We start from the raw sequence: 6,131 nt of genomic DNA, 5'->3' as shown, positions 1-6,131 counted from the left end.
ACTTCCAGATTTCCAGTATTACTATGACAGAATCCATGCACCAGGGAGCCGCATGAACATTTCGTTCTGTTGGCTGGATTATAAAGAAAAGAATCCTGATGGTTATGAGAAGTCACAGTTTTACGAATACTTCAACCGATTCATAGCAGAAAACTATGGTGCCCAGAAGGTATCCATGGCCGTAAACCGAATCCCGGGTGAAAAGATGTATATCGACTGGGTCGGTGATCAGCCGGAACTGTTAACAGATACCGAAACGGGCGAGATCAAAAAAGTCCATATCTTTGCGACCACTCTTGGAGTCAGCAGTCTGATCTATGCAGAAGCTTTTCCAAATGAGAAGCTCCCATGTTTTATAGAAGGCTGTGCCCATGCTGTTTCATTTTATGGTGCTGTTACGAAATACTTTGTGCCCGATAACCTGCGAACTGCTGTAACCAGGCACACAAAGGATGAACTTATCCTGCAGTCTACCTTTGCAGATCTGGAAGATTTCTATGAAACTATAGTTCTTCCACCACCCGCTAGAAAGCCGAAAGGCAAGCCTACAGTTGAAAATCATGTACGTTATCTTGAAATACACCTGGTTGAGAAACTGAAAGAAAAGATATATGTATCATTTGAAGACCTAAATGCTGAAATCAAAAAATAGTAGCAGTCCTCAATAAACGATCTTTTCAAGGCAAGGACTTCTCAAGACAGGATGCTTTCGAAAAGTATGACAAACCATGTATGAAACCACTGCCAGGCGGATGTTACACGGCTTGCGACTATAAAGCAGTCTTAAAAGTTCCCAACAACTACCACATCGAGTATGACGGCCACTACTACTCCGTATTGTACTCTTACTGTGGCAAGCCTGCAATCCTGAAGGCAACCGCTTCAGAGATCAGAATCTGTGATCAGTATAATCGGCTGATCTGTACACATAAGCGGTCTTATAGAGAGTTTCCGCTGTATATCACGGTAGATGAACATATGCCGCCAGAACACCTTTATTACAAAGAAGTCAATTCAAAGGATGGTAATTATTACCGCCGCTGGGCTTCTGCCATTGGTCCTGTGATGTCAGAACTGATTGACAGACCCCTTAAATCATCAAAACATGAAGAGCAGTCCTATAATGCCTGTGCAGGTATCCTGCATAAAGTAAAAACAATCCCGAAAGGTGCTGCTGAAGAAGTTGCCCGTAAATGTATAGAGATCAATTCCTGTAAGTATTTTACCTTCAAGCAGATGCTGAAAAAGATGGATGTGAAGGAACTCCCCGAGCATTCACCAGGAACACTGCCCAATCATGAAAATATCAGAGGAAAGGACTACTATAAGTAAGGGTGACGTACTATGGCATACAGATTAAAAGACTATCTTTATAACGATAAACTCACAAAGGAACAGAACATACTCATGGATCGGCTGTATAAACTTCGCATGTCCGGTATGGCTGAAGCATTTGAAAAGCAGCTTTTGGAACCAAACACAGGTCTCGAACCATTTGAAGTCCGCTTTGCTGCTATTGTAAATCAGGAGTGGGATCAGCGTGAAAGTAAAAAGTTTAAACGTCTCATGAAGAAAGCGACCCTGAAATATCCTGCAGCTGATCTTGACAGTTCAATCTATGATCCAGAACGTCAGCTGAATACACACGTCATAGAACTTCTGGCCAAGTGTGATTGGATCGATGAGCCGAATAACCTGCTGATGACCGGAGGGGCCGGTGCTGGGAAAACGCACATCGCCTGCGCCTTATGTATCACAGCAATGCATCAGAACCGTACTGTTAAATACATACGTGCGAACACACTCTTAAAGGAATCAGATCATGCCAGGCAGGAAGGTACTTACTTTGAGTATTCGAATGAAATGGCAGCTTATGATCTCATGGTGATAGATGATTTCGGCTTAATGGATCTGGACATCGAGAAATGCCGCGATTTATTTGAAATCATCGAGTCCAGAGACTGCCGCAAGGCAACTATTATTATCTCACAGATTCCAGTATCCGGATGGTATCAGCTTTTTGGGGATTCCACCTACGCAGATGCCTGCTTAAGTCGAATGACATCCAAGGCATATCGCCTTGAATTTCCTGGCAGGGATCGCAGAATAACCAATAGTAATTAATCAACCTGCTGAGCTTTGCTCAGTTTGAAGCGGAATGGCGCTCCGTTCCTCTGGAACGGATGCGCAGTTCTTGCGGAATATGCATTATGGCATAACTTGAAGTGAATAAAAAGGTACTCGTATTCTACCGTTTACATGTTTTCTATGCAGTTATCATACCATATCTGTCTGGTTACGTCTAATTGCTAATTTTTTTGAGTGGCTATAGGATTTTCTTATAGTAAAAGGCCAGTGCCGCATTCTCTGCAAATGAGCACTGGCCTTGTTTTCGGCGCTTTTTGTTTTTCAGATTTTTCCTTCCCGGCGCAGATACGCCAGAAAGCCGTTGCATCCCTCCACGACATCGCGGTACGTCGCCTCAAAATCTCCCGTATACCACGGATCCGCAATATCGCGGCCGGAACCGGTGAAGGAAAGAAATTTGTAAACCTTTCCATCCGGATCATTTTTCAGCATCCGGTTCAGATTGCGGATATTCGCGGTATCCATGCCGATGATGTAGTCGGCGCGCTCGTAATCCTTCCATGTAATCTGCTTTGCGTGATGCGGCACGAGCGGAATGTGCTCCTCGCGCAGTTTATTGACTGTCCCGTAGTGCGGCGGATTGCCGATCTCCTCGCGGCTGGTGGCGAAGCTGTCGATTTCAAAATTGTGGGCAAGGCCGAGGGAATTTACTTTGTGGGTGAATACGCTCTCAGCAAGAGTCGAGCGGCAAATATTGCCGTGGCAAATGAATAATACTTTAATCATCTTTTTATATCTCCATTTAAGTCTTGTATTTCTTCTCAAACGCTTGATATTTCAGGGTTTTCCGACTTTTGAGTTTTCCTTTCTTTTCAAGGTATCTTCTCAAATCTTCTCGTATTTTCTTGTGTTTTTCCCTGCAATCTTGGTAAATCCGTTGGTAAAGCAAACGTCCTTACCAACGGGCTTTTTTAACTATTCGCTATCCGATATACTTCTTCCTTTGCATCATCAAAATTCACATGGGTGTAAGTGTTCAAGGTTACACTGATGTCTGCGTGACCCATGATATACTGCAAGGTTTTCGGATTCATCCCGGATTTTGCCATATTAGAGCAAAAGGTGTGCCTGCATACATGAGGGGTAACTTTCGGCATCTGGATACGATAAATTTTATTGTATTTCTGAATAATATGCTCCAGATACTTTTCCCAGTGAAGGGCAACCATCGGCATATCGTTTTTATCCAAAAATAAAAATCCAACGTATCCTTCCACCATCGGTTCAACCTTTGGTGTCTTTCGGTTGGCAATGATTCTGCGAAAACACGCTGCGACAGCTTCCGTCATCGGCACATAGCGGATGCCTTTGTCAGTTTTTGGTTCTTCAATTACATACTGCATCTGTGCAGTACGCTGTAACTGATGGTCTACCTTGATACGCATTTCTCCAAACTCGATTTCTGAAACCGTCAGTCCACAGAACTCTGAGATACGAAGCCCTGTGTGAAAAAGAATATAGATTGCATCATAGTATCTGCTAAAATGTTTATCTTCCTGAATAAACTTCAGCAAATCTCTCTGCTGCTTTCGGGTAATCGCTTCTCTGGTAACAGAATCATTGACAATGACGGATGCAAGCTCAAATTCAAATGGATTTTTACGAAGCAAATCATCGTCTACCGCCATCTGAAATGCTGGTCTGAGGACTCCCCGGATAGAATGAATGGAACTGTATCCCCGCCCATCAATTTGTTGGAGCTTAATCAACCATGTCTTGGCGTCTGACAAACGCACCTTATCAATTCGCAGATTCCCAAAACTCTCTTTTTTCAGCATATTGATGACCGTTTTATATCCGGCAACCGTATTGTGACGAACTCCTGTTTTCAATGAAACATACTTTTCTACCAGTTCCAAAACAGTATAGTTGCCACCGTTGGTTACGATACGGTCAAACAAATCCGCTTCAATCTGTTTTTCTTTCTCACGCAGGGAAGGCTCCCGCTTCTTCCCTTTTGGCATTGGGTCATTCTTGTCCAAACGCCAACTGTATACATTTTTCTCTTTTCCGTCCTCATCAATATAGCGGAACCGATACCTCCCATCTTTACGCTGGTACTCGCCCTCTCGCAAAATCCGATTACGGTTATCTCGTCTTTTCTCACTCATCGTGAACTCTCCTTTCAAAAAAAGAGAGCCAGACTTGCACTCTTATCATAGCACAAATCCAGCTCTCCGCATAGTTATATCATGTGAAATCGGTAAATCTGTCAGCTCTGTTTACACAGCAGTAGCCTGATCCAGATACCTCTCAAATTTCTCACGCTTAATGAGGGCACGATTGCCGTTCATCACATAAAAATCCTCATTGGGATGTGTGTCAATAAGCGTTCTCAATTTTCCTTCGCCGATATGATAATATCTGGCTGCTTCCTCAATGGTAAGCGTATATCTACGCCACACCGGAATATCCGAGTAATTTTTTCCTTCAATATTCAGCTTATTATTCGCCATAGGCAGTTATCCTCCATGCATGAAAATAGCCAGACAGAGGGTGTCGGCAACGAAGTCCGGCAACGAGCTTCAAAAGACCTTGCAAACAATCTCAATCTGGCGATGGTTACTATTTATACTTTTCTTTTATTTTTCTGTTGTTTTGGTTGTTATAAGGGAGAAAAGCCCGCAGTTATGGGATTTTCCCCGGCAACCGGCTCGGCAACGGGATAGCAACAGGGGGTGCAACGGGCTGTCATTTTCAGAATGGAAGCTCCATCTGTTCTGTGACCTCCACAAAACCGTCCATCGTTTTTTCAGACGGGTTGCCGGAGTTCGTTGCCGGGTTTTCACGCTCCCAGCCCTTTTGTCTGCCATATTCCGAAAACATTCTTGGGTTCGGGAAGTACCGCCAGCCGGAAATGCACTGGTTCATAATCTCGTTGATTTCCCGGATTTCCCATTGCTTCGGCTCGTCAAAGGCATGGTTCAAGGCTTCCTTGTAGAGCTGCTTGGAACAGACCATGCTCCCGGTGTACTTATCAAGATACGCCTGTATCATTCCGGCTTTGGTGTCCTCCGGCATAAAATCCCGCTGGTGTTCTTTGAGATACCGCTGCATGGCGGGGCTGAAAGCCAGCTTGAACCTGCCGCTTCGGTAAATCTCCATAGCTTCTGCCCACATCTGCTCGATATAGGCTCTGGAAGCAGCTTCGTCCTCCAAAATGTGAACCTCGGCTTGCTCCGGGTACACCATGACGGGGATAAAGCGGCGGTTGCCGGAACGGTCAAGGGGCAGGAAGTCAAGGGCATTGGAAGTGCCGCCAAACACGCACTGACGGGGGCGGTCTGCCGGGTGGGTTTCATAGGGTATCTTGTAAACTTCTTTCTGCCGGCTTAAAAATGACTTGATTTCCTCAATGCTCTTGGCATTGGCGGTTGCCATCATTTCCGACATTTCGATAATCCAGTGACCTTGCAGCTTGCGGTACACATTGTCATCATCCAGCTTCCGCAAATCATCGGAGAACCACTCGTCCCGGACTGCCAGCAGACGGAAGAAGGTGGACTTGCCAGCCCCCTGACCGCCTACCAGACAGAGCATGATTTCAAACTTGCACCCCGGCTGAAAGGCTCGTGAGATTGCACCCAGCAGGAACAGCTTCAACGCTTCATAGGTGTAATCATCTGCGTCAGCCCCCAGAAAATGCCGCAGGCAGAAACGGATTCGTTCTGTCCCGTCCCACACAAGGGCACTTAAATAGTCCTGGATGGGATGGTACTTGTTTTCATTTGCCACAATCCCGATGGCGTTATCAATCTTTTTCTCATTGGTAAGCCCGTAGGTTTCTTCCAGATAAAGAAGCAGATACTTCATATCCGTATCGTTCAGGGCAGTGTTTTCTCTGTGGAAGCCGATGGGCTTTATGATGTCCTTGCGGTCAGTCAGGATGTTGTATGCGATAGCCCCGGAAAGCAGAGGGTCACACTGGAATACGGTCAGGCAGTTCCGTATGCTCTGACGGACACCGCCTTTCTCGGTAGTTT

General features: G+C 45.2%; 6 protein-coding genes and 1 pseudogene. 3 read left to right on the top strand and 4 right to left on the bottom strand.

The features are described 5' to 3' along the window. The 3 genes and pseudogenes from DWX32_RS20330 to DWX32_RS18905 all read left to right on the top strand — a co-directional run. Positions 1 to 652, top strand: a pseudogene (locus tag DWX32_RS20330) (Mu transposase domain-containing protein); the annotation flags it as partial. Positions 653 to 732: 80 nt separating this feature from the next. Continuing rightward, a complete protein-coding gene (locus DWX32_RS20325; RefSeq protein ID WP_243037639.1) occupies positions 733 to 1,332 on the top strand; it encodes a Mu transposase domain-containing protein in 600 nt (199 codons plus the stop codon). Between the two features lie 12 nt (positions 1,333 to 1,344). After that, positions 1,345 to 2,124 carry an ATP-binding protein gene (locus tag DWX32_RS18905; RefSeq protein ID WP_055221200.1) on the top strand — a complete coding sequence of 260 codons (780 nt, stop codon included), beginning with the start codon at positions 1,345 to 1,347 and terminating at the stop codon, positions 2,122 to 2,124. Between the two features lie 285 nt (positions 2,125 to 2,409). Here the strand turns inward: DWX32_RS18905 and DWX32_RS18900 are convergent, their stop codons facing one another. The 4 genes from DWX32_RS18900 to DWX32_RS18880 all read right to left on the bottom strand — a co-directional run. Beyond that, the gene (locus DWX32_RS18900; protein WP_055228706.1) at positions 2,410 to 2,874 is read right to left on the bottom strand and encodes a low molecular weight protein-tyrosine-phosphatase; all 465 of its coding nucleotides are present in this window, start codon (positions 2,872 to 2,874) and stop codon (positions 2,410 to 2,412) included. A 185-nt stretch (positions 2,875 to 3,059) separates the two neighbouring features. Continuing rightward, a complete protein-coding gene (locus DWX32_RS18895) occupies positions 3,060 to 4,259 on the bottom strand; it encodes a site-specific integrase (RefSeq protein WP_118660854.1) in 1,200 nt (399 codons plus the stop codon). A gap of 111 nt (positions 4,260 to 4,370) precedes the next feature. After that, positions 4,371 to 4,604: an excisionase gene (locus DWX32_RS18890; protein ID WP_008703749.1), complete on the bottom strand. Its 234-nt coding sequence runs from the start codon at positions 4,602 to 4,604 to the stop codon at positions 4,371 to 4,373. A gap of 241 nt (positions 4,605 to 4,845) precedes the next feature. Then, a partial coding sequence (locus tag DWX32_RS18880; RefSeq protein WP_118660852.1) for a virulence-associated E family protein occupies positions 4,846 to 6,131 on the bottom strand: 1,286 nt, incomplete at its 5' end.

Origin of the sequence: Blautia sp. AF19-13LB (assembly GCF_003479105.1) — a bacterium.
GTDB classification, from domain to species: Bacteria; Bacillota; Clostridia; order Lachnospirales; family Lachnospiraceae; genus Fusicatenibacter; species Fusicatenibacter saccharivorans.
This window is presented reverse-complemented; position numbering and strand designations above follow the sequence as displayed.